This is a genomic window from Histidinibacterium lentulum (assembly GCF_003789055.1).
In the GTDB taxonomy this organism is placed as follows: Bacteria; Pseudomonadota; Alphaproteobacteria; order Rhodobacterales; family Rhodobacteraceae; genus Oceanicola; species Oceanicola lentulus.
The window spans coordinates 476,119-497,698 of sequence record NZ_ML119081.1 but is presented as its reverse complement, the minus strand read 5'-3'; the positions used below and the strand labels follow the sequence as shown (position 1 = coordinate 497,698).

Annotated in this window: 22 protein-coding genes; 11 read left to right on the top strand and 11 right to left on the bottom strand. The window is 68.5% G+C overall.

Annotation, left to right across the window (positions count from 1 at the left end):
- The first annotated feature begins 1 nt into the window (after position 1).
- The 4 genes from EAT49_RS02345 to EAT49_RS02330 all read left to right on the top strand — a co-directional run bounded on the left by EAT49_RS02345 (position 2) and on the right by EAT49_RS02330 (position 3,959).
- On the top strand, positions 2-1,042 hold the full coding sequence (locus EAT49_RS02345; protein WP_123640656.1) for an ABC transporter substrate-binding protein: 1,041 nt from the start codon (positions 2-4) through the stop codon (positions 1,040-1,042).
- A gap of 142 nt (positions 1,043-1,184) precedes the next feature.
- Entirely contained in the window at positions 1,185-2,282 is a 1,098-nt protein-coding gene (locus EAT49_RS02340; RefSeq protein WP_123640655.1) for an amidohydrolase family protein, read from the top strand.
- 76 nt (positions 2,283-2,358) lie between these two features.
- Positions 2,359-3,222 (top strand): NAD(P)-dependent oxidoreductase, encoded by an 864-nt coding sequence (locus EAT49_RS02335; protein ID WP_185020611.1) that lies wholly within the window; start codon positions 2,359-2,361, stop codon positions 3,220-3,222.
- Entirely contained in the window at positions 3,222-3,959 is a 738-nt protein-coding gene (locus EAT49_RS02330) for a sulfite exporter TauE/SafE family protein (RefSeq protein WP_123640653.1), read from the top strand. Before EAT49_RS02335 ends, EAT49_RS02330 begins: the two co-directional genes overlap by 1 nt.
- Before the next feature lie 168 nt (positions 3,960-4,127).
- On the opposite strand, the gene EAT49_RS02325 is transcribed toward EAT49_RS02330, so the two are convergent.
- From EAT49_RS02325 to EAT49_RS02315, 3 genes are all read right to left on the bottom strand, one after another.
- Entirely contained in the window at positions 4,128-5,126 is a 999-nt protein-coding gene (locus EAT49_RS02325; RefSeq protein ID WP_123640652.1) for a Gfo/Idh/MocA family protein, read from the bottom strand.
- Complete coding sequence (locus EAT49_RS02320; protein ID WP_123640651.1) at positions 5,123-6,013, bottom strand: NAD(P)-dependent oxidoreductase; 891 nt, start codon at positions 6,011-6,013, stop codon at positions 5,123-5,125. The genes EAT49_RS02325 and EAT49_RS02320 overlap by 4 nt, the downstream gene beginning before the upstream one ends.
- Before the next feature lie 106 nt (positions 6,014-6,119).
- On the bottom strand, positions 6,120-7,091 hold the full coding sequence (locus tag EAT49_RS02315; protein ID WP_123640650.1) for a LysR family transcriptional regulator: 972 nt from the start codon (positions 7,089-7,091) through the stop codon (positions 6,120-6,122).
- A gap of 161 nt (positions 7,092-7,252) precedes the next feature.
- Here EAT49_RS02315 and EAT49_RS02310 point away from each other — a divergent pair, with 161 nt between their 5' ends.
- The 3 genes from EAT49_RS02310 to EAT49_RS02300 all read left to right on the top strand — a co-directional run bounded on the left by EAT49_RS02310 (position 7,253) and on the right by EAT49_RS02300 (position 9,594).
- Positions 7,253-7,744: a flavin reductase family protein gene (locus EAT49_RS02310; RefSeq protein ID WP_123640649.1), complete on the top strand. Its 492-nt coding sequence runs from the start codon at positions 7,253-7,255 to the stop codon at positions 7,742-7,744.
- Positions 7,741-8,340: a carboxymuconolactone decarboxylase family protein gene (locus EAT49_RS02305; RefSeq protein ID WP_123640648.1), complete on the top strand. Its 600-nt coding sequence runs from the start codon at positions 7,741-7,743 to the stop codon at positions 8,338-8,340. Before EAT49_RS02310 ends, EAT49_RS02305 begins: the two co-directional genes overlap by 4 nt.
- Positions 8,341-8,403: 63 nt before the next feature.
- Positions 8,404-9,594 (top strand): FAD binding domain-containing protein, encoded by a 1,191-nt coding sequence (locus tag EAT49_RS02300; RefSeq protein WP_123640647.1) that lies wholly within the window; start codon positions 8,404-8,406, stop codon positions 9,592-9,594.
- A 354-nt stretch (positions 9,595-9,948) separates the two neighbouring features.
- Here EAT49_RS02300 and EAT49_RS02295 read toward each other — a convergent pair whose 3' ends face one another.
- The 5 genes from EAT49_RS02295 to EAT49_RS02275 form a co-directional block, all read right to left on the bottom strand.
- Positions 9,949-10,848, bottom strand: a complete 900-nt coding sequence (locus tag EAT49_RS02295) for a polysaccharide deacetylase family protein (protein ID WP_123640646.1) — start codon at positions 10,846-10,848, stop codon at positions 9,949-9,951.
- A 1-nt stretch (position 10,849) separates the two neighbouring features.
- Positions 10,850-11,647 (bottom strand): 3-oxoadipate enol-lactonase, encoded by a 798-nt coding sequence (pcaD, locus tag EAT49_RS02290; protein WP_123640645.1) that lies wholly within the window; start codon positions 11,645-11,647, stop codon positions 10,850-10,852.
- On the bottom strand, positions 11,644-12,750 hold the full coding sequence (locus tag EAT49_RS02285; RefSeq protein WP_123640644.1) for an LLM class flavin-dependent oxidoreductase: 1,107 nt from the start codon (positions 12,748-12,750) through the stop codon (positions 11,644-11,646). Before EAT49_RS02285 ends, pcaD begins: the two co-directional genes overlap by 4 nt.
- 105 nt (positions 12,751-12,855) lie before the next feature.
- Positions 12,856-14,172 (bottom strand): TRAP transporter large permease, encoded by a 1,317-nt coding sequence (locus EAT49_RS02280; protein WP_123640643.1) that lies wholly within the window; start codon positions 14,170-14,172, stop codon positions 12,856-12,858.
- Between the two features lie 12 nt (positions 14,173-14,184).
- A complete protein-coding gene (locus EAT49_RS02275) occupies positions 14,185-14,706 on the bottom strand; it encodes a TRAP transporter small permease (RefSeq protein ID WP_123640642.1) in 522 nt (173 codons plus the stop codon).
- A 246-nt stretch (positions 14,707-14,952) separates the two neighbouring features.
- Here EAT49_RS02275 and EAT49_RS02270 point away from each other — a divergent pair, with 246 nt between their 5' ends.
- Both EAT49_RS02270 and EAT49_RS02265 read left to right on the top strand, forming a co-directional pair.
- Positions 14,953-16,032 carry a C4-dicarboxylate TRAP transporter substrate-binding protein gene (locus EAT49_RS02270; RefSeq protein ID WP_123640641.1) on the top strand — a complete coding sequence of 360 codons (1,080 nt, stop codon included), beginning with the start codon at positions 14,953-14,955 and terminating at the stop codon, positions 16,030-16,032.
- A 91-nt stretch (positions 16,033-16,123) separates the two neighbouring features.
- Positions 16,124-16,660, top strand: a complete 537-nt coding sequence (locus EAT49_RS02265) for a cupin domain-containing protein (RefSeq protein WP_123640640.1) — start codon at positions 16,124-16,126, stop codon at positions 16,658-16,660.
- 42 nt (positions 16,661-16,702) lie between these two features.
- On the opposite strand, the gene EAT49_RS02260 is transcribed toward EAT49_RS02265, so the two are convergent.
- Genes EAT49_RS02260 through EAT49_RS02250 form a run of 3 tightly spaced genes read right to left on the bottom strand, consistent with a single transcriptional unit; the run spans position 16,703 to position 20,402 of the window.
- A complete protein-coding gene (locus EAT49_RS02260) occupies positions 16,703-19,081 on the bottom strand; it encodes a xanthine dehydrogenase family protein molybdopterin-binding subunit (protein WP_123640639.1) in 2,379 nt (792 codons plus the stop codon).
- Positions 19,078-19,563, bottom strand: a complete 486-nt coding sequence (locus tag EAT49_RS02255) for a (2Fe-2S)-binding protein (protein WP_123640638.1) — start codon at positions 19,561-19,563, stop codon at positions 19,078-19,080. Before EAT49_RS02255 ends, EAT49_RS02260 begins: the two co-directional genes overlap by 4 nt.
- A complete protein-coding gene (locus EAT49_RS02250; RefSeq protein WP_123640637.1) occupies positions 19,563-20,402 on the bottom strand; it encodes an FAD binding domain-containing protein in 840 nt (279 codons plus the stop codon). The genes EAT49_RS02255 and EAT49_RS02250 overlap by 1 nt, the downstream gene beginning before the upstream one ends.
- Positions 20,403-20,539: 137 nt before the next feature.
- On the opposite strand from EAT49_RS02250, the gene EAT49_RS02245 reads away from it, so the two are divergent.
- Positions 20,540-21,022, top strand: coding sequence for an OsmC family protein (locus tag EAT49_RS02245; protein ID WP_123640636.1), 483 nt, complete (start codon positions 20,540-20,542; stop codon positions 21,020-21,022).
- Positions 21,022-21,546 (top strand): redoxin domain-containing protein, encoded by a 525-nt coding sequence (locus tag EAT49_RS02240; RefSeq protein WP_221181416.1) that lies wholly within the window; start codon positions 21,022-21,024, stop codon positions 21,544-21,546. Before EAT49_RS02245 ends, EAT49_RS02240 begins: the two co-directional genes overlap by 1 nt.
- The last annotated feature ends 34 nt before the right edge of the window (positions 21,547-21,580 follow it).

The window sequence follows — 21,580 nt, the reverse complement described above, 5'->3', positions numbered from 1 at the left end:
AATGACCAAGTTCAACACACTGCTTGTTTCGACGGCCATCGCCGTCACGTCGGTCCCGGCAATAGGTCTTGCTCAGGACATGACCACGGTCAACATGATCAACCCGCTGCCGCGGTCCACCAACTTCTACCCGCTGGTGGTGGGCGAGGCGCTCGGCTATTTCGAGGAGGAGGGGGTCATCGTGAACCTGCTGCCCTCCGATACCTCGATCCCCTACGTCGCCTTCGTGCAGAACGGCCAGGCCGATCTCGCGATGCTCGACCCCGTGGAGACGGTGAACGCGCTCAACGCGGGCGCGCCGATCAACACCGTCTACGAGGTGATGCAGAACGCCCCCGAGGGCATCGGCGTGCCCGCGGGCAGCGACGTCGACTCCATCGAGGATCTCGTGGGGACCACCGTGGGTCTCGTGTCCGACCGCGACCGCTCCTTCCTGCAGGCCGCGCTGAACACCGTCGGCGCCTCGATCGACGATGTGGAGACGGTGGTTCTGGGCGAAAGCGGCCCGACGCTCGCGGCCGCCATGCGCGACGGCAACGTCTCGGCGATCTCGGGCGCGGCCCCGGACTGGATCTCGCTGATCGTCAACGGGATCGAGGTCGACCTGATCACGCCTCCCGAGCTGCTGACGAGCCCGGCGAACACCTTTGCCGCCAACGCCGACACGCTGGAAGAGAAGCGCGACGCGATGGAGGGCTTCCTGCGCGCCTGGTCCAAGGGCATGTACGTCGCCGCCGTCAACCCCGAGGCGGTCGCCGAGATGCTGCGCCAGGCCGTGCCGGAAGAGTGGGAGAACGAGGACGCGGGCCAGCTCTACCTCGACATGTCGATCGGCATGAACCTCTCGACGACCGAGCGCCTGGGCGATGTTCAGCCCGACGTCTGGAACAGCATCCAGCCCCAGTTTCTGGAGTCCGGTGCGATCGAGGAGATCGTGCCGGCCGAGGACTTCCTGAACGACATCTACATCGAGGCCGCCAACGATTTCGACCGCGCCGAGGTCGAGGCCGAGGCCGCCGCCTGGATGGAAGAGAACCAGTAACACCCCCGACGACCCCGGGCGCGACGCTCCCCGTGCCGCGCCCGGCACCTGCCCCCGCCCCGAGTGGCGGGGGTTCTTCCGACAGGACCCCATTTCCGCCGGCCCCCGGCCGGCCCCGTTTGCAGCAGACCAAGGACAGACCATGACCCACAGCACCATCGACACGGCCGAAATGGGCGATGCGGTGAACCGCTACGGCCCCACCGCAGCCCGCCCGCGCCCGGACGGTCAGAAGCGGCTGAACAGCAAGACCGTGGACATGCATGCCCATGTGGCGATCCCGGAAGCGGCCCAATACATGGCGCCCCATGTGGACGCCTCGCGCATCGCGATGGTGAAGCACTCGAACGAAGAGACGACCGCCATCAACGCCCAGCAGGACAAGGACCGCGGGCCCGTGGCGATCAGGGATCTCGACGACCGGCTGGCCGTGCTCGACGCCCAGGGCATCGACATGCAGCTCGTCGCGCCGCCGCCGCCGCAGTGCTACTACCAGTCCCCGATCGAGCACGCGGTGGTCGGAACGCGGATGCTCAACGACGGCATGGCCGAATGGGCGGCCCGCCGGCCCGACCGCTTCATGGCCCTCGGGTCCGTGCCGTTCCAGGACCCGGACGAGTCGGTGACGGAACTGACGCGCTGCATGGGCGAGCTGGGCATGAAGGGCGTGATGCTGCTGACGAACTGCGACGGCGAGGAGCTGGGCGCGGACCGCTTCCGCCCGTTCTGGGCCAAGGCCGAGGAGCTGGGCGCGCTGGTGATGATCCATCCCAACGGCTTCACCGAGGGCGACCGGCTGCACGAGTACTATTTCTCCAACGTCATCGGGAACCCCTTCGAGACGACGCTGGCACTGCATTACCTGATCTTCAACGGCATCCTCGAGACCTATCCCGATCTCAAGATCCTCGCCGTGCACGGCGGCGGCTACCTGCCCGCCTATTCCGGCCGGATCGACCATGCCTGGGGCGCGCGAAAGGACAGCAACGCCGGTCTGCCGAAGCCGCCAACGGACTATCTGAAGAAGGTCTATTTCGACAGCGTGGTCTTCACCCCGCACCAGCTGAAGTACCTCGTCGAGGTCTTCGGCGCGGACAAGATCATGATGGGCAGCGACTATCCCTTCGACATGGCCGACTACGACCCGGTGGAGCACATCGTCTCGACCGATCTGACGGACGAGGAGCGGGCAAAGGTCGCCGGCGGCACCGCGCTGCGGCTGCTGGGTCTCGCGGACTGAGACCGGACCGATGACGGGACCCCGGCGCGACCCGCGCCGGGACCACAGCCAGAACAGAATGCGAGGAGGAGTGGCGATGAAGGTGGGAATCGTGGGCCTCGGCATCATGGGCAGCGCCTATGCGCGCAATCTCGTGAAGGCCGGTGTGAGCGTGGAGGGGGCCGACCCCTCGGAGGCCGCGCGCGAGAAGGCGGCGGGGCTCGGCGCGGTGGCGCATGAGAAGGTCGGGCCGTGGCTCGCCGACTGCGACTTCGTCATCCTGTCGCTGATCTCGCCGGGCGTGCTGATCGAGGTGGCGGGGGAGCTGGCGCAGGTACTGAAACCCGGGCAGATCGTGCTCGACACGGGCACCTTCGCGCTGGCGGACAAGCTCGCCGCCAAGGAGGCACTTGAACCCGCGGGCGCGGTGCTGCTCGACTGCACGGTCTCGGGCACCGGTGCCCAGGCCTGGGAGGCGGATCTCGTGTTCATGGCCTCCGGTCCCGCAGACGCGGTGCGGGGCGCGACGCCCATGCTGGAGCGGATCTCGAAATCGGTGATCCATGCCGGCGAATTCGGGGCGGGCATCGCGATGAAATTCGTGGCGAACCATGCGGTTGCCCTGCACAACGCGGCGGCGGCCGAGACGCTGCACTATGCCGAGGCGCTGGGGCTCGACCTGCAGCTCGTCTACCGGATGCTGTCAGGGGGCGCGGGCCAGTCGAAGATGTCGGACCTGCGGCTGCCGCTGATGATCGAGCAGCGCTACGAGCCGCCGACGGCGAGCCTCAAGATGTTCGAGAAGGATCTGCGGGTGATCGGCGAGGATCTCGCGGCCCACGGCCTCGACCTGCCGATCTTCGACGCGGTGCGGGCGCTCTACAAGGAGGCCGACCGGACCCTGCCCGAAAGCTACGACACGGCGGCGGTCTACGAAGTGTACCGGGCCTCCGGGAGCTGATGCCGGCCGATCCGCTCACCCTGGGCGGGATCGCTCTGGCGATCCTGTTCGCGGGGTCGATCAAGGGCGCGATCGGCATCGGCTTTCCCGCGGTGGCGATGTCGATGCTGCCGCTGATGATCCCGCCGGCGCTGGCGATCACGATACTGGCCCTGCCGATCGTGGTCACCAACGTGCAGCAGGTCTTCACGACGCCGGGCTGGCCTGCCGTGATCCGCAGGTTCTTGCCGGCGGGCCTGACCATCGTGGTCGTGACCTTCTTCGTGAGCCGGTCGCTCGAACTCGCCTCGGCCTCGGTGATGGAAGTGGTTGTGGGCGTGTCGCTGATCCTGTTCTCGGGAGCGGCTCTCTTCAACATCCGCATTCCGGTCAACGACGGGGTGGCCTGGCAGGTGGCGGCTGGCGCGGTGTCGGGGATCATCGGCGGGCTGTCGGCGGTGAAGAGCCCGGCGATCATCTACACGGCCGCCCTCGAGTTGCCGCGGGACACGTTCGTCGCCGCAGTGGGCTTTCTCTTCCTCTGCGGTGGGGTGGGGCTCCTGACGGGCCTCGCGACGACGGCGCTGCTCGACACGCAGACCTTCCTTGCGTCTGTGGGGGCGACGGCGGTGGCCCTTGCGGGGTTCGCGCTCGGGTCCGAGGTGCGCAAGCGGCTGCCGCTCGCTGCGTTCCGGTCGGTGCTCTTGTGGATGATGATGCTCCTCGGCGTGCGGGCGATTGCGGTGAACCTGATCTGAAGGTCGTCGGGGGGCTGGCACCCTTTCCGACGCAGGCTCCGGCGCCCATGGTCACGGAGGGTTGCGCCGCGCGGTCGCCCGACCTGCGGACGCTCCCGGCGGCGCCGCGCGGAATCACGACCGCGGGACGGGCCGGGGTGAGCCCGGCCCGGCCCGTCGCGGCGGGGCTCAGCCCGGCCGCACCACGCTTTCCGTCTCGGCCGACCGGACGATGGCGTCCAGCACCTCGATGTTGTGCACCTTCTCGAAGTCCGAGAACACATAGTCCGCCTCGCCCCGGATCGCGGCGGCCCAGCTCTCGAGGTTCGCCGTCACCGCGTCGGACCACTCGATCCGGTCCACGCTGCGGTCCTCGAGGCTGCGGTAGCGTTCCATCGTCACCTCGCCCCCGGGCGTGTCGGGATGCGTGGCGTTGCGGATCTCCACCCACATGTCCGAGCCGAAGACATGGGTGCGCAGGAAATGCGGCGTATGCAGGATCGCCTGAAGAGTCGCGGTCATACCCGCCTCGAATTTCAGCTGCACCGTCACCACGTCGCCCGTCTCCCAGCCGAGGCTGCGGGAGGTGACGCTGGCCGCCACCGTGTCCACCCGGCCGAAGAACCAGATCAGCAGGTCCGTGAGGTGAATGCCCATCTGGGTCATACCCGCCGCCGGCGCATGGGCCTTCGACGTGCGCCAGCTGTCGGCGCCGAGGTGGATCAGCTTGTCGTGGCTGAAGGCCAGTTCCGAATGCATGATCGTGCCGAGCGCGCCCTCGTCGAGCAGGCCCTTGAGGCGCTGCACGGCGGGCTCGAACCGGCGTTCGTGGCCGATGCCCAGAACAAGCCCCGCCTCGCGGCAGAGGCGCACGCTTTCGCGGGCGCCCTCGGGCGTCAGCGACAGGGGCTTTTCGCAGAAGACGTCGCAGCCGGCCTCCACGGCGAGGCGGACGTGGAGGTCGTGCTGGTCGTTGGGCGAGGTCAGGATCACCGCGTCCACGTTCTCCATGGCCAGCGCCTCCTCGTAGGAGGAGATGGGCATGAGGCCCGCGGCGCGGATCGTGTCATGGGCGGCCTCGGCGGGCTCCACGACGCAGACGAGGCGGAAGCCCGGGTGATCCTTGAGGCGCCGGGCGATGTGCTGGCCCCACCAGCCATATCCGACGAGAGCGACGCGCAGCATCATTTGGTCTCCTTCCTGTTCGGGTCCACGAGGCCGCAGAGCCCCACCATGGAGGCGTCGAGCGGGCCGAAGCCCTCTCTGGCGGCGGCAGCTGCCTTGGCGCGGGTGGCGGCGATCACCGTCCCGGGCCGGCCGGTGGCGGCGCAGGCCTCTTCCATCAGGCCCATGTCCTTCAGCGCCACCTCGAGGGCGAAGTTGACGCCCCCCGGTTCTCCGGTGCGCAGCATCTCGAGGATCGGAGGCACGCGCATCTTCGCCGCCCCGATGGCGCCGGAGCTGTCGGCGAGGATGTCGAGCGCCAGCTCGGGGTCGATCCCGCTGCCGATGGCAAGGCCGAGCGCCTCTCCCAGCGCGGCCCAGTAGACCATGAGCGGCAGGTTGATCGAGAGCTTCATCGCCGCGCCCGCGCCCACGGGGCCCACATGCTCGATCCGCCGCACGAGCTGCTGCATCACCGGCATGACGCGCTCGAGATCGTCGGCCTCGCCGCCCGCGAGGCCCAGGAGCTTGCCCGCCCGCGCCGGGGCGATGGTCCCGCCCACGGGGCATTCCACGAGCCGCCCGCCCGCCTCGCGCACGGCGGCCTCAAGGCGCCGGATCGTGTCGGGCGCGGTGGTCGTCATCTCCACGATGGTTGTGCCGCCCAGCGGCGCGGAGCAGAGGCCGCCTGTCCCGAAGTAGACCGCCTCCAGCGCGGCGTCGTTGGCCATGATCGAGAGCACCACGTCGCGCCCGGCAGCGACCGCGGCGGGGCTTTCGGCCACCTCGGCCGCCAGCCCCCCGGCCTTGTCCGCGCTGCGGTTCCAGACCAGCAGTTCGGCGCCCGTCTCCTCCAGCCGTTCGGCCATGGCCCGGCCCATGCGCCCGAGGCCGATCAGTCCGACTTTCATTCCTGTCCCTCCCCTGACAGCGGCGGAGCCTGCGCCGCATCCCCCGCGCCTCGGCGAAGACTACCCGTCAGCACGCTGTATCCCATGGCAAAATCGCGCTCCGGCATCATTCCTTCGAATGCACGGGTTCGGCTTCCGCGATGCCGCGCAGGTCGTCCCAGTCGGCGAGCACGTCATGGGTGTGCCGCGTCAGGCATTCGGCAAGGAGCTGCGCCGCACGGGCCGGCGGCGCGTCGGATTTCTCCACAATCACGTAATCGAGGCTCATCGGCGGATCGGCGATGACGTTGAGCTGCCGCGCGCGCCCGTCGCGGTCGGGATGGCAGATCGCCGAGGGCAGGATCGCCATCCAGTCGCTGGCCGCCACCAGCTCCAGCGTGGCGAGCATGCCGTCCATCTCCATCGTCTCGGCCAGATGCACGCCATGGGCCTGCAACAGGCTGTCGATCCCGCGCCGCCGCACGTTGAGCCGCGAGGGCACGATCAGCCGCGCGCCCGACAGCGCCGCGATGGACACGGGCGAAAGATGCGCCGCGCCGGGCAGGGCGCCGGGGCGGGAGACCAGCATCTCCCGGTCGCGGGCGACGAAGCGCGCGGTCAGCCCCGCGGGCAGATCGCCCGCCGGGACCATGGCGAATTCGATCTCGCCGTCGAGAACCCGGCGCATCAGGCTGTAGCTGTATTCCTCGAGCAGCGAGAGCTCGACACCCGGATGATCGGCGTGAAAGGCGTCGAGCGCGGCCTTCAGCACCGAGCGGGTCAGGGAGGGGATCATCCCGAACTTCACCATCCCCGCCACCTCGGCGCGCAACTCCTTCACCCGCGCCTCGGTGGCGTGGAGCGCCTTCAGGATCGACTGGCCCTCGCGATAGACGATCTGGCCGGCGGGGGTCAGGGTGAACTGCTTGCGGTCCCGGTTCAGCAGCTCGGTGCCGAGGCGCAGCTCCAGCGTCTTGACCTGGGTCGACATGCCCGATTGCGTCGCGTTCTCGCGCAGGGCGGCGCGGGAGAAGGACTGTTCCTCGTAGACCGCGATGAAGGCCTGGAGGCCGCGCAGGGAAATGGTGGGCAGGGGCATGGCCTATCCGAAAATGATATGGTGCGGATGATCCTTTATCATTTTGCGCGATGTGTCGAGCGCCCTATCTTCGGATCATGCGAACGGTTGCAGCACGGGACCTTCCGGTGTTGCAAGGCCGACCGAGGCCGACATGGATTGAGGCCGACAAGGAGAGACAGATGCTCGACGCCGGACTGATCGACCCCCGCGCCCTGCGCAATGCCTTCGGGCGCTTCGCCACCGGGGTGACCGTGGTGACCATGCGCGACGACGAGGGCCGTCCCACGGGGGTGACCGTGAACAGCTTCTCGTCCCTGAGCCTCGAGCCGCCGCTCCTGCTGTTCTCTCTCGGGAATGCCCAGGTCAGCCGGCGCTGGCTGAAGGACGGGCGGCACTTCGCCGTCAACGTGCTCGCCGCCGACCAGGAACAGGTGGCCTGGCAGTTCGCCAAGCCCCGCGACGACAAGTTCGAGGGCGTCCCCTCCTTTCCCGGAGAGCGCTGCGACGTGCCCTGCATCGACGGCGCGATCGCGCGGTTCGAATGCCGGCACCATGCCTCCTATCCGGGTGGCGACCACGAGATCATTGTCGGCGAGGTCCTGCACCTCGAGACTGCCGGGGGGGACCCCATGCTGTTCTACTCCGGCAAGATGGCAAGGCTTGCCGAATGACGCCAGCCGGAGGACGACCGGGGCGGGCGCCGCCCTATGATCCCGACGCCTTCACCGACGAACAGAGACGGGTCCATCATCTGATCGCCTCCGGACCCCGGGGCGATGTGGTGGGGCCTCTGCGGGTCTGGCTGACGAGCCCGGGTCTTGCCGAGACGGCGCAGGCGCTGGGACAGTATGCGCGCTACGACAGCGCGCTGCCGCCGCATCTGTCGGAGCTCGCGATCCTCGTGACCGCGCGCATCTGGTCCTCGGGCTTCGAGTGGGCGACCCATGCGCCCATCGCCCTCGCATCGGGTGTGCCCGAGGACGTGGTCGAGGCCATCGCCCATGGGCGCGCCGCGATCCTGGGTGACGACGAGGGGCAGGCCGTCTTCGACTGCTCTGTCGAGCTGCACCGGGATCGGGCGATTTCGGATGCGGCCTATGGCCGGGGCCTTGCCGCGCTCGGCGACAGGGGCATGGTCGACCTGGTGGGGATCTGCGGCTATTACACGCTGATATCCATGACGATCAACGCCTTCAACGTGCCCGACGGAGACGGCCCGTCGCTGCCGGTGCTCGACATGACACCCCAGGAGATGTTCCGCACCTGAGGGCTTGCCCGTCCCGTTCCCTGGCCTTAGTTATAGGTCGATAAATAAGCGGGAGGGTGCGGAGTGGCAGCGCGGGCGATCATCGGGGGCGGGTCCATCGGCGGGCTTTTCGCGGCGGCGGCTTTGCGCCGGGCGGGCTGGGAGGTCGATGTGTTCGAGCGCGCCTCGGCCGAACTGTCGGGCCGGGGCGCGGGTATCGTCACGCATCCCGCGCTCGTCGAGGCGCTGGAAAGCGTCGGGGCGGGGACACACGATCTGGGCGTCGCGGTGGAAGAGCGCGTGGCCTTCGACCGCCAGGGCGGCCGGGTCCGGGCGATGGAATTCCCCCAGATCGTGACCTCCTGGGACCGGGTGCACCGGCTCCTGCGGCCGCTGGTGCCCGAGGGGCGCTATCATCTGGGCCGGGTCATCGCGGGCTACGAGGAGACGGGCGGGAGCGTGATCGTCCGGTTCGAGGACGGCAGCCGCGAGGAGGCCGATCTCGTCGTGGGCGCGGACGGCTTCCGGTCGGCGGTGCGCGGGCAGTTCCAGCCCGCCGTGGCGCCGACCTATGCGGGTTATGTCGTCTGGCGCGCTCTGGCGGCCGAGGCGGAGCTGTCCGAGGAGGTGCGGGCCTCGGTCTTTCCCGCCTTCGGCTTCTTCGCACCCGCGGGCACGCAGATCATCGGCTATCCGATCGCCGGACCCGAGAACGATCTGAGACCGGGGAACCGGCGCTACAACTTCGTCTGGTACTCCCCTGCGGATGCAGGAAAACTCGACGCGATGCTGACCGACGCGACAGGGCACAGGCACCGCGTGACGATCCCTCCGCCGCTGATCCGGAACGAAGTCCTGGCGCAGATGCGCGAGGAGGCCGAGGCCTGGCTGCCCCTGCCGTTCGTCGAGATCCTCGAGGTCAGCGAGCGACCCTTCTTCACGCCGATCTACGATCATTGCGTGGAGGTCATGGGCGCGGGCCGGGTGGCGCTTGCCGGGGATGCGGCCTGCGTGGCGCGGCCCCACATGGGGATGGGCGTGACCAAGGCCGCCTGCGACGCGCTCGCACTCGCGCGGCACCTCGGGGACGGCGGCGACGTGGCGGCGGGCCTCGCCGGCTATTCCGCGGAACGCGTTCCCGCCTCGCGCCTCGCCCATGAGCGGGCGCGGGAGCTTGGCAGTTACATCTTCGGCAGCCCGAGAGAGACGAACCCCGACGGCCGCGCCAACCCGCGGCTCGAGGAGATCATGCGCACGACGGCTGTGGCGATCTGACACCGGGGCGGGGGTCGTGGTGCGCGGGACCACGCTCCCGACGCGGCGCCGGGCGGGGCGCCCTGCCCGGAAGCGGCCACGAAGCGGCGCGGGCAGCGCACGACCGTCCCCGCGACCTGGCGCTTGTTGACCGTCCCGCGCCGCCGGATGATCTGCGGGTCGTCGCCATGTCGTGGGCCCTGAATTCGTGGCGGGGCCGTCCAGGGTCCCGCGATTCCCGGAGCGTTGCCGAGCCGGGGCGATGGGGGCGCGCGACCGAACACCCTGGGCCAGTTGCGCAACGCTTTCGCGTTCCGCTATATATTTCAATGGCCTAGAGGAGCGTCCACATGTGGACGCCCCAGGCGATGCCGGTCAGGCCACCCGCTCTGCCGAGAGCCGGACCATCTCGGAGGTGTACCAGTCGCCGATTTCGGAGGCGGTCATCATCGCCGTACCCTGGTGGCCCATGACATGGTCGAGCAGCTTCTCGAAATATCCGATCCGGTGCGGCACGCCCGTGATGTAGGGATGCACGGAAATCGCCATCACCCGCGGCACGCCGGTCTCCTCGGCCTCCATCATCAGCCGCTCGAACTGATCCCGGCCGCGGCGGAAGAATTCCTCGGAGACATGCTGCTGAAGCGCATGGATCGTGATGTCGTTGACCTCGACCGTGTAGGGCACCGTCGTGATGTCCCCGTGCGGGGTGGAGATCGTCTGCGGCAGGTCGTCGATCACCCAGTCGGCCACATATTCGATGCCGTTGAGCCGCAAGAGGTCCAGCGTCTCCTCCGTCTCGGTCAGGCCCGGGCTCTCCCAGGAGCGGGGCGAGACACCGGCGAAGGCACGGATCGCCTCGCAGGCGTCGCGGATCGCGGCGGGCTGGTCCTCGAGCCGGTGCATCGGCCCCTGAACGAAGCCGTGACCCATCATCTCCCAGCCCGATTTCAGGCCGGCTTCGGCCACGCGGGGATAGCTGCGGCAGACATTGCCGTTGACCGCCATCGTCGTCGGAATCTCGCGATCCGTCAGCGCCTTCCAGTGACGCCAGAAGCCGGCGCGCATCCCGTATTCGTGCCAGGACCAGTTCGGCACGTCAGGCAGCAGCGGCTGGCCCATGGGCGGGGACAGGACGGTGCGCGGCATGGCGCGCTCGATCTGCCATTCCTCGACGTTGACGATGACCCAGACCGCCACCTTCTTTCCGCCGGGCAGGCGCAGGGCAGGGCGGTCGACGATGGCCTGGTAGGGAATTCGGTCGGTCAGACGCATGTCAGAGCTCCAGAAAGTCGCGGAGGGCGGCGTCGAAGGCGGCGCGGCCGTCAAGGTTCACGATATGGGCGGCATCCGCCACGCAGACATAGCGCGCGTCGGGCGTGGCAGCGGCCATGGACTCCATGGCGGAGGCGGGCGCGCCCATGTCCTCGGCACCAGCGACGTAGAGCGTCGGGATCGTGAGGTTGCCGAGGTGCCGCAGGTAGTCGAGGCCCTGCAAGGCCGCGGCGCATCCGGCATAGCCGTCCACTGTGGTCTCGAGGAACTGGGCCCTGAGCGCCTCGGCGGCCTCGGGCTCGGCCTCCTGGAAGCCGGGGGTGAGCCAGCGCTCCAGCGTGCCGGGCCAGATCGCGGCCATGCCGCCCTCGCGGATCTTGGCGACGCGGTCGTCCCAGCTTTGCACGAAGGGCGGGGGCGCGTCGGCGCGGGCGGCGGCGACGACGAGCCTCGTCAGCCGCTCGGGCGCCCGCAGGCCGAGGCCGAGACCGGTCATGCCGCCCAGCGACAGGCCCACATAGGCGGCGCGGCCCACGCCGAAGGCGTCCATCACCGCGAGCACGTCATCGACGAGATCGTCAAAGCTGTAGGGGCCGGGGGGCGTGTCCGAGGCGCCGTGGCCGCGCGTATCGTAGCGGATGACGCGGGCGGTCCGGCCGAGCCAGTCGGCCTGGTCGTCCCACATCGCCCGGGTGGCCCCGAGGGAGTTCGACATCACGACCACGGGCGCGCCCGGGGCCTGTCCGCTTTCGACCGCGGCGAGGCTCCAGCCGCCGCGGTCCACGCGTCTGTCCGTCATTGGGCCGCGACCTTTTCGCGGTCGATGGCGGCGTTCACGATGGGCAGGGCCTTTTCGGCGAGCAGGATCATGGACTTGCGGCCCAGTTCCTTGTCGGCCCAGTCCTTGCCCGCATAGAGCAGGGTGCCGAAATCGCCGACCTCCTCGCGCAGGGCGAGGATCTCGTCCGCGACCTTGTCGGGCGTCCCCCAGATCACGCATTCGTCGAGCACGCCCTCGAGCGTGACCTCGTCGTCGTGCATGTTCTGGTCCGCCTTGAAGAGGTTCGCGCGGCCATGCTTCTTCATCTTGGTCAGCAACTGGCTGTAGTAGAAGCGGTAGGGGCTCTGCGGCCCGAGGGCGTATTCGCGCGCCGTCTCCATGTCGTCGGCGACGAAGACCGAGCGCGCCACGCGCCAGTTCGCCGGGTCCGCGGGGCGGCTCGCCCGCTCGCAGCCCTCGACGTATTTCGGCCAGTGGGTCTTGACCCACTGCTTTAGCAGAAAGTTCGCGGATATCGGATCCCAGCCCCGTGCGGCCGCCTCGGTCACGCCCTTGGAGAAGGGGGCCACGGCGGTCACCACGATGGGCGGATGGGGCTGCTGGAGGGGTTTTGCCATGATGCCCTGACCGATGTCGAGCATCTGGGTGCGCTCGGTCGAGATCGACCAATACTTGCCCTCGATGTTGTAGGGGGCCTCGCTTTCCCAGATCTTCAGGACGGTGTTGATCCCCTCGAGGAACATCTCCTGACGGTTGGCGTCGAGGCTGCCGAAGGCCTCTGCGTCCGAGGCCAGGCCGCCCGGAGAGATGCCGAAGATGAGGCGCCCGTCGAGCATGTGGTCGAGCATTGCCACCTGGCCGGCCACGGCGGCGGGGTGGGTGTTGGGCAGGTTCACCGTGCCCGTGCCGAGGCGGATCTGCTTCGTCGCATGGGCGATCCAGGCGATGAAGCTGATGCAGTGGGTGATGTTCTCCGCCTTGTCGGTCGTGTGCTCGCCGACATAGGCCTCGGCGAAGCCCAGCTCGTCGGCAAGCAGGAACGCCTCGCGGTCCTCGTGCAGGCATTGCCGCCAGTCCTTGTCCAGCGGATGGATCGGCATGGTGAAAAAGCCAAGTTTCATCGTCGCGCCTCCCAGCATCTTTCGGGGGAAGATAGGCCCCGGGACCGTTCGGGAAAAATCATGATATCGGGTGGCGGGCATCGCAAAATCCGATGCCTGCCGGGTCTACATGAGCAGCGCGGGCAGTTGCGTGGCGAGCCACGGCACGGCCAGCACGATGAAGGCCGCCACGAGGATCAACGCGAAATAGGGCGCCGATCCGAGGAAGATCTTGCCCAGGGTCGCTGTGGGGTCGGGGACCGATCCCTTGACCGTGTAGACGAGGATGCCGAAGGGCGGCGTCAGCAGCCCGGCCTCGATCACGAGGATGCCGAAGATCGCGAAGGCCAGCGGATCGACTCCCAGTCCGACGGCGATGGGCGCGAATATCGGCACCGTCAGCAGGATGATCGACACGCTGTCCACAAGCATTCCCAGCACCAGCCAGACGAGCACCATCAGAAGGATGATCGTCGCGGGCGACAGCTCCGCACCCAGAAACAGGCCCTGGATGTAGTTGACGCCGCCGCCGAGTGCGAGCAGGCGCGAATACATGGACGCGGTTATCAGCAGGAACATGATCGGCGCCGTGGTGCGCGCCGCCTGGTAGAGAGTGAACTGGAAATCGCGCCAGCCCATGCCCTTCACGACGCCGAGGATCAGCGCCGTCACCGCGCCGAAGCCGGCAGCCTCGGTCGGGGTGAAGAAGCCGGACCAGATGCCGCCGATCACCACGAGGATCAGCGCGAGGATGCCGAGGCCGCCGATCAGCTCGGAGCGGACCTCCTCGCGCGTCGGTTCGACGAGGGGGGCGCTGTACGCGGGGGCGAGGGCGGGTCTGAAGACCGCAGCTGCGATCACGTAGAGCGTGAAGAGTGCCGCCAGCAGCAGGCCCGGCAGGATGCCGGCCATGAAGAGGGCGCCCACGCTCATTTCGGTCAGGATCGCCCAGACGATCAGCAGGATTGACGGCGGGATGAGCATGCCGAGGCAGGAGGAGCCGGCGACAGCGCCGAGGGCGAAGGTCTGGTTGTAGCCGAGCGCCTTCATCTGCGGATAGGCGATGCGGCTGAAGGCGGCGGCGGCGGCGATGGACACGCCGGTGACCGCCGCGAAGACGGTGTTGCCCGCGATCGTGGCGATGGCGAGCCGGCCGGGCAGGCGGCGCAGGCCCCGGTCGCAGATGCGGTAGAGATCGGCCGCCGCGCCGGATCGCCAGATCACGTCGCCCATCAGCACGAAGAGCGGGATCACCGCGAAAATGTCCTTTCTCACGGCATCATAGGCCGTGCTCGACAGGATCGAGATGGCCGCCTCGAAGGGAAAGCCCATCAGGAGCATGCCGAGGAAGGAGCAGACCGCGAGGGCCACGCCGATGTGCACCCCGAGGAGGATCAGCACGATCAGCAGGCCGAGCATGTAGAGAACGATATCGCCGCCCATGATCCGTGTCCCTCAGTGTTCCGCGGACTCGATGGCGCCCGGCGCCTCGAGCTCGTTTTGCAGGCGGCCCGTCCAGTCGAGCACGATCATCCAGGCATAGGCCACGGCGACGAAGGCGGACATGACCAGGATGGCGCCGCGAACGGGCCAGGTCGGCACCCGGAGCGAGCCCTCGCCCTCGTACTCGCCGATGCGGTAGGCATCCTGGAACGACGGCCAGCTGCCCCAGACCAGCCCCACGAAGACCGCGCAGCCCAGAAGCATCGCGAAGGTCCGCAGGAGCTTGCGCGCGAAGGGCGGCAGCGCGTCGGCGAGGATCGGCGTGCGCAGCATGGAGCCCGAGTAGATCGCGAGCGGCAATTGCAGGAAGGCGATGGTGACGATGGAGTTCTGCAGGAGTTCCTTGGTTCCCGGGATCGGGCTGTTGAGCAGAGTCCGACCGAAGACGTCGCCCACCACGAGAAACGCGAGCAGCAGCGTCCAGATCGCGGATACGATATGAAGGGCGCGTGCGGCGCCCACCTGTGGATTCATCCTGCCCTCCCTGTCCCTTTCGGCCCTGTCCGCCAAGGGTCCGTCGAGGCTAACGTTCCGACCCGGCCGGTCAAGGCTTAATTAGCGGTCGATAAATAATTGATGCAAACCTTTGCGGAGATGCTTGACCGATGAGGGAGCCTGTGCTGACCCTTGTCAGGTTAACGAGCGATAAACAGGCGGGGGCTCAGGCCCCGGGAGACGCCGGAGGAGTACCGCTCGCGGCAACTGGGAGGACGACTTGCCATGACCACGACCATCCGCCTCGGGGCGGGCACCGCTCTTGCGACCACGCTCGCCTTCGCCGCCGCCGGTGCGGCCACGGCCGACACCTTTACGCTGCGCATCGGTTCGGGCCATCCGAACGGCCCGTCCGTCTATGTGACCGATGTCGCCAATTTCTTCGTGCCCGAGGTCAAGCGCCGCGTCGCCGAGGAAACCGAGCACGAGATCGAGTTCGTCGAGGGCTATGGCGGCGCGATCGCCGGCGTGGCGGAGACGCTGGAATCCGTGCAGAACGGCATTCTCGATATCGGGGCCTATTGCATCTGTTTCGAACCCGCAAAGCTGTTCTTGCACAATTTCCCCTATTACGCGCCCTTCGGACCGCAGGATTCCGCGCAGCAGATGGAAGCCGTGCGGGCCGTCTACGACCAGATCCCGTGGCTCACCGAGCAGTTCACCCAGGAATACGGCCAGGTGCTGCTGGGCCTGCACGGCTGGGACGACTACCACCTCGGCACGACGAACCCCTGGGAGTCCGTCGCCGACCTTCAGGGCGTCAAGATCGGCGGCGCGGGTCCGAACCTGCCGTGGCTGGAATACGCCGGCGCGATCCCCGTGCAGTCGACATTGCCCGAGGGATACCTCTCGCTGCAGACCGGCGTCTACGACGGCTGGCTGATGTTCCCCTCGGCCTATCTCGGCTTCAAGTACTACGAGCCTTCGCCCTACTACACGCTGATCGGGTTCGGCGCGATGGGCGTGAACGCGCTGACGATGAACCAGCGGAGCCTCGAGCGCCTTCCCGAGGATGTGCAGCAGATCATCCTCGAAGTGGGCGCGGCCTACGAGGCGCAGGCGGGCGAGAGCCTGAACGCCGCCCAGCAGCGCGGCCTCGACGGGCTGGCCGAAGCGGGGGCCGTGATCACCGAGATCACCCCCGAGGTTCGGGCCGAGTGGGCGGCCTCGCTGGCCGAGTTCCCGGCAGCGATGGCGGCCGATGCCAACGGCCGCGGGATGCCCGGCACGGAAGTGATGAACGCCTATCTGCAGGCTGCGACCGACGCGGGCTTCGACTGGCCGCTCGACTACACCATCGAGTGACGCACCGCGGGCGCCCCCTGCGGGGCGCCCACCATTCCGGCCCGACCGGGGCCAGGCGCGCCGGCGGGCCCCCTCCAGAGGAGAGCCGACCATGAGCACCCCGGACCCGACCGTTGAAGAGATGCAGGCACGCGTCGCGCGTTTTGCCTCCATGACGCCTTCGACCCAGGCCTTCGTCGATACCCGCATCCCCGACTATGCCCGCGACATATACAACGTGATCGGCCGTGGCGTGACCGAGGACCCGGGGCTTGCGCCGGCAATCGCGGACAGCCGGAACTTCTCGATCACCTACGTCGGCGCGGAGCCCGGGAAGGGCGCGGCGCTCCATGCTCACGAGACGGTGGAGGTGTTCATTCCCCTGACCGGCCGCTGGGCCGCCTATTGGGGGGAGGCGGGAGACAAGGAGATCGAGATTGATACCTTCGACGTCATCTCCTTTCCGCCGGGCATCTTTCGCGGCTTTCGCAACATCGGGACCGAGAAGGCGCTGCTGATGGCGATTATCGGCTCGAAGCCTGAAACGGGGGATGGGGGCCGGGTCGACTGGGCGCCCGAGGTGCTGCGGCAGTCGCACGAAACCGGTCTGCGGGTGAACGCGGCGGGCGATCTCGAGACGTCGGACTGAGACCGATCGCGCCGCGGCCTGCCGCGGCGCCCCCCTCCCGGTTCAGAGCCGGCCCATGGCCCGCAGCACCCGCTCGGGCGTCATGGGCTGCTGCCAGATCGAGGCGCCAAGCGGCGCCAGCGCGTCGTTGACCGCATTGAGAAGTGCCGCGGGTGCACCGCCCGTGCCGGCCTCGCCCGCGCCCTTGGCGCCCAGCACGGAGGTGCTTGTCGGCGTCTCCACATGGGCGACCTCGATGTCGGGCATCTCGGCGGCCATGGGGACGAGATAGTCCGCCATGGTGGCGGTCAGGAGCTGACCCTCTTCGTCATAGAGGCATTCCTCGTAAAGTGCCCCACCGATGCCCTGCACCACGCCGCCGCGGACCTGTTCGTCGACCAGCATGGGGTTGATGACCGTGCCGCAATCCTCGACCACCCAGAAGCCGAGAACCTTCACGAAGCCGGTCTCGGCATCGACCTCCACATGGGTGGCCATGGCGCCGTTGGTGAAGACGAAGGGAAAATCCGTCACGCGGTAGTGCCGCGTGGCGATCAGCTCGGGTTTCAGGTCGGGGGGCAGTTCGTTGCCGCGATAGTAGACCGTGCGCGCAAGATCGGAGAGCGCGATCCGCTCCGCCCCGGTTGTGGCATCGACCACGGTTCCGTTGCGGATATCCAGGACGCCGGCCTCGGCCTGGAGGAGCGCCGCGGCGACCTCGAGCACCTGGTGCTTGAGCGCGTCGGCGGCGAGCAGCATCGCCTCGCCGCCGATGCCCGCGCCGCGGGAGGCCCAGGTGCCGCCGCCGTAGGGCACGGTGGCGGTGTCGCCCGTGGTGACCTTGACCCGCTCGATGGGCACGCCGAAGCGGTCGGCGGCGATCTGGGCGAGGATGGCGTTGGTACCCTGGCCCTGCTCGGTGACCGAGGAGGAGACATGCAGCGCGCCGCCCGCGTCGAGCCGGCAGGTGGCGCCGTCCTGGCTGGCGATGGGCGCGCCGCCGATCCCGTAGAAGGCGGGCGAGGGGTTGGTGACTTCGACCATGGAGCAAAGGCCGATGCCGCGCAGGACGCCGCGCGCGCGGGCCTCCTCCTGGTCCCGGCGCAGGGCGTCGTAGTCCATGAGCTCCACCAGCTTTTCGAGCGTCTTCTGGTGCGAGAGGTCGGCCAGCTTCATGCCGGAGGCCGAGGCGCGCGGATAGCCGTCGTCTGGCATCAGGTTGAGCCGGCGCAGCTCCACCGGATCGCGTCCCGTGGCGCGGGCGACGTCCTCGAGCAGGCCGTCGCAGACCGCCATGGCAATGGGGTGGCCCACGGCCCGGTACTGGCACATGAGCGTCTTGTTCTGGAACACCACCCGGCCGCGGGCGCGGTAGTTCTCCATCATGTAGGGCGCGCCGGTGAGGTTCAGCACCTGGTTGCACTCGATGGCCGAGGTGCGGGGATACATCGAATAGGGGCCGATCCCGGTGATGTCGTCCATGTCGATGCCGACGATCCGGCCTTCGGCATCCACGCCCATCCGCGCCTTCACGACATGGTCGCGGGCGTGGATGTCCGTCAGGAAGCTCTCCTGCCGGTCGGCCACGAATTTCACGGGCCGTTCCAGCATCTTCGACAGGGCGGCGCAGGCGATCTCGTCGCCGTAGGTATGGACCTTGATGCCGAAGGAACCGCCCACGTCGCCGGAGACGACGCGCACGTTCTCCTCGGCCATCCCCAGATGCCGGGACAGGATCACCTGCAGCATGTGCGGCGCCTGGCCCGAATAGTGCATGGTCAGCACCCCCTCGCCGGGGTCGTAGTCGCAGACCGTGCCTCGCGCCTCGAGCGTGACGCCGGTATGGCGGCCGAAGCGGAAGGTGCGTTCCACCACCGTCACGCCCGGCGCGGCGAACGCGGTGTCGATATCGCCCACGTCGACCTTGCGTTCCCAAGCGAGGTTCGAATCGTAACCCTCGTGAATCCTTGGGGAATCCGGTTCAAGAGCCGCCTCGGCGTCGAGCACGGGGGGCAGTTCCTCGTAGTCCACGTCGACAAGGTCCGCGGCGTCCTCGGCCTCGGCACGGCTGCGGGCCAGGACCACGGCGACAGGCTCCCCTTGCCAACGCGCGACGTCCACCGCGACGCTGTGCTGCGGCGGCGAGCGCAGGCCCGCGAGGTGGCTCAGCACGCCGACCCAGGGCGTACAGTGCTCGGCGATCTCCGCCCCGGTGTAGACCGCCGCAACGCCGGGCATGGCGCGGGCGGCCTCGGTGTCGATGGCCTTGATGCGCGCATGGGCGTGGGGGCTGCGCACGAAGACGGCGTGAAGCATCCGGGGCAGCCTGATGTCGTCAAGGTACTTGCCCCGGCCTGCGAGCAGGCGGGCGGCATCGGCGCGGGGCACCGCGCGGCCGATGTAGGAATTGGGGCGGTCGAGTTCGCTCAGGGGGCCGGTCATGCGGCGTCCTCCGCCTTGCTGCCTGCCACGTCCGCGATGGCGTCGACGATGGATTGATAGCCGGTGCATCGGCAGTAGTTGCCGCTGATATGGGCGCGGATCGCGTCGCGTTCGGCGCTGCCGCCGCCCTCGACCCAGGTCACCGCCGAGGCGAGCATCCCGGGCGTGCAGAAGCCGCACTGCAGGGCGTTGCGCTCGGTGAAGGCACGGGCGAGGGCGGCGGACCTGCCGGAGGCGGCGAGGCCCTCCACGGTCACCACCTCGGCGCCGTCGGCCTGCACGGCGAGGGTCAGGCAGGCGCGTGTCGTCCGGCCGTCCATCAGCAGCGTGCAGGCACCGCACACGCCGTGCTCGCACCCCACATGGCTGCCGGTCAGTTCGAGTTCGTTTCGCAGGAAATCGACGAGGTTCATGCGCACGGGCACGCGGGCGGTGACGCTCTCGCCGTTGACGGTCAGGGTGATTTCGCGGGTCTTGTCCATCACATCGCCTCCAGAGCGCGCTTGAGGACCACGCCGGAGAGGTGCCGGCGCATGTCGGCGCTCGCCTTGGTGTCGGCAAGCAGATCAAGGCCCTCGAGCGCCGCGGTGACGGCGGCTTGGGCCTCGCAGGCGGTCAGGCCTTCGAGCGCGGCCTCGAGATCGGGCAGGCGGACGGGCGTCGCGGCGATGCCGAAGAACGCCGCTCGGAGGCTGCGGATCGGGTTCGGGGAAAGGGCGGACAGGGCGACCCCCGCCATGGCATAATCGCCGTGCCGCTGGGCGAGTTCGTGAAACCCGTAGACCCGGTCCGCTTCGGCCACGGGGACATGGATCGCGACGATCAGTTCCTCCTCGCCGCAGGCGGTCTCGTAGAAGCCGGTGAAGAAGTCGTCGGCCGCGACCCGGCGGCTGCCTTCGGCTCCGGCCACCTCGATCTCTGCGGCGAGCACGCGCATCACGGCGGGAAGTTCGGCCGCGGGATCGCAGAGCGCGATGCTGCCGCCAATGGTGCCCCGGTTGCGGATCGCGTCATGGGCAATATGGGGCAGCGCCATGGCGACCAGGGGCAGGGTGCCGCCGAGGTCCGGCCAGTCCTCGAGGTCGCGGTAGCGGGTCATCGCGCCGATGCGGACGGTGTCGCGCGTCCGTTCGAGACCGCGCAGTTCGGCGACATCGGAAAGATCGATCAGGATCTCGGGCGCGGCGAGGCGGAAGTTCATCATCGGCATGAGACTTTGCCCGCCCGCAAGCGGCTGGGCCTCGGTGCCGTGCTCGGCCAAGAGCGCCAGCGCGGCCCCCAGGTCCGCAGGGCGCGCATAGGCAAAATCCGGTGCTTTCACCCGTGTCTCCTCACTCTGTTGCGAGGTCGCTTGCGTGGCATGCGGCTCTCGCTTACTCCTCCGTCGAAACAAGTTATCGGTCTATAAATAAAGTTCAAGCCTCGAGCTGCCTGCCCGAGGGGAACAGGGAGGGGGAAATGGCGATCAGGCCCAAGACACAGGTGACCATGAAGAAGAGCGCGCACGGGCAAAGCCATACCCGCACGATGTCGCGCAGCCGCGATGTCTACTCGATCGTCGACGAGCCCGCGGAGCGCGGCGGCACGAACCTCGGCCTGACGCCCACGGAGACGCTGATGTCGGCTCTGATGGCCTGCACTAACGTCATCACCAACAAGATCGCCCATGCCAGAGGCGTCGCCATGGGGGAGATGAGGATCGCGCTGGAGACCGATTTCGACCGTCGCGGCGTCGGCCTGATCGAGGAGGTCGACGTGCCGTTCACCGAGGTGCGGATGTCGGTGGAGGTCGAGACCGGGGCCACCGAGGCGCAGCTCGCGGAGATCCGCGCCGATCTTCAGAAGTTCTGCCCGCTGGCGAAGGTCATTCGCGCCGCGGGAACCCCGATCACCGAAACCTGGACCGCGCTTCCGATGCCGGCCGCAAAGGAGCATGCATGATGTCGACGAAACCGATGCCCGATACCCGGGCCCCCGCCCTGTCCCTGCCGCTCGTGGGCGGCGGCACCTGGACGCTCGCGGAGCGGAACCCGGAAAACTTCACGATGGTCGTGGTCTACCGCGGTTATCACTGCCCGGTCTGCAAGAGCTACCTGACCAAGCTCAACGGCCTGATGGATGCCGCCGCCGAGGCCGGGGTCGAGACGGTCGTCGTCTCGATGGACAGCGCCGAGAGGGCCGAGGCCGCAAAGGCGGAGTGGGACCTCGACCGGCTGACCATTGCCTACGGGCTGACGGTGGAAGACGCGAAGGCATGGGGGCTTTACGTTTCCACCTCGATCAAGGAGGCCGAGGCGCAGACCTTTGCCGAGCCGGGCCTGTTCTGGATCAGGCCGGACGGGCGGCTCTATCTCATCGACATATCGAACATGCCCTGGTCCCGGCCGGACGTGGAATTCCTGCTGTCGAAGGCGCGGTTCGCCGTCGACAACGGCTATCCGGCGCGGGGTACGGCGGCGGTGTGACGGGGGCGGCGGGCCGGGCAGAAGCCCGGCCTAC